This is a genomic window from Gilliamella sp. Nev6-6 (genome assembly GCF_001690605.1).
GTDB lineage: Bacteria > Pseudomonadota > Gammaproteobacteria > Enterobacterales > Orbaceae > Gilliamella > Gilliamella apicola_C.
This window is the reverse complement of sequence record NZ_LZHP01000096.1, coordinates 1-1128: the sequence shown is the minus strand read 5'-3', so window position 1 is coordinate 1128 and position 1128 is coordinate 1. Positions and strand designations below refer to the sequence as shown.

Genomic DNA, 1128 nt, shown 5'->3' with positions numbered 1-1128 from the left:
TTTTAGTAATGAATTTAAAAAACAGAGGGTAATGTTATACCAAAATGGCAAAAAACGAGCGGATATTGTCACCGAATACGACCTGACTAAATCCGCATTAGATAAGTGGATAAAGCAATATCAAACTATTGGTGAGTTTACAGCTCAAGCTAATCGTAGTACTCAAGAAAATGAGCTCATAACCCTACGTAAAGAGAATAAGCGATTGTTAATGGAGAATGACATCCTAAAGCAAGCGGCGTTGATAATAGAACGAAAATCAAATTAATCACCGAGAATCAACATCGATATAGCTTACGTGCGTTATGTCGATGTTTACAAGTGTCAAGAAATCGATTTTATTATCAACCACAATTAACCAGTAAAAAAACAGACAAAGAGCTTAGTAAAAAAGTGAAAGCGATATTTAACGATAACTATCAAGCCTATGGAACAAGGCGACTACAAGCAGAGCTTAGGGAGAAAAGCATACTATTATCCCGTCGCCGAATTGGTAGAATCATGCAAGAAAACGGATTAGTATCAAAATATACCTGTAAAAAATATCGTGCTAATACAGAACAAAGCAACGAATCAACAGTAAGTAATCAACTTAATCGTGAGTTTACCGTAGGCCAACAACGAAAAGTGTTAGTGACTGATTTAACTTATGTGAGAGTAAAACAACAATGGCATTACCTTTGTGTGATTATTGATGTAAGCAATCGAGAAATCGTGGGACGAAGTGCTGGAAAACATAAAAATGCTCAACTGGTTATGGATGCTATCAGCCAAATCCCTATTAACTTAAATTCAGTTGAGTTATTTCATTCAGATAGAGGAAAAGAATTTGATAATCATCTCCTTAATGAATGTTTAAAGGAATTTGGCATTGAGCGTTCATTAAGCCATAAGGGATGCCCTTATGATAATGCTGTGGCTGAAGCAACATTTAAAGCGGTGAAAACTGAATTTGTGTCAAACACGATTTTTGATTCACTTGAACAACTCAGGTTGCAATTTAATCACTATGTGGATTGGTTTAATTACAACAGGCTTCATTCGTCTTTAAATTACCAGTCACCCATTGAATATAAAATGAATCTATGACCTTATCTTTTTGGTACTAAAAAGTGTGGACATACCAGT

1 protein-coding gene is annotated in these 1128 nt (G+C 35.0%); it reads left to right on the top strand.

The window, feature by feature from the left end:
* A protein-coding gene (locus tag A9G42_RS11945) for an IS3 family transposase (protein ID WP_143426164.1) occupies window positions 1-1089 on the top strand; the annotation gives its coding sequence in 2 pieces (ribosomal slippage) (window positions 1-227 and window positions 227-1089; 1090 coding nt annotated over the 2 pieces). This gene is flagged as partial in the annotation.
* Window positions 1090-1128 lie beyond the last annotated feature (39 nt).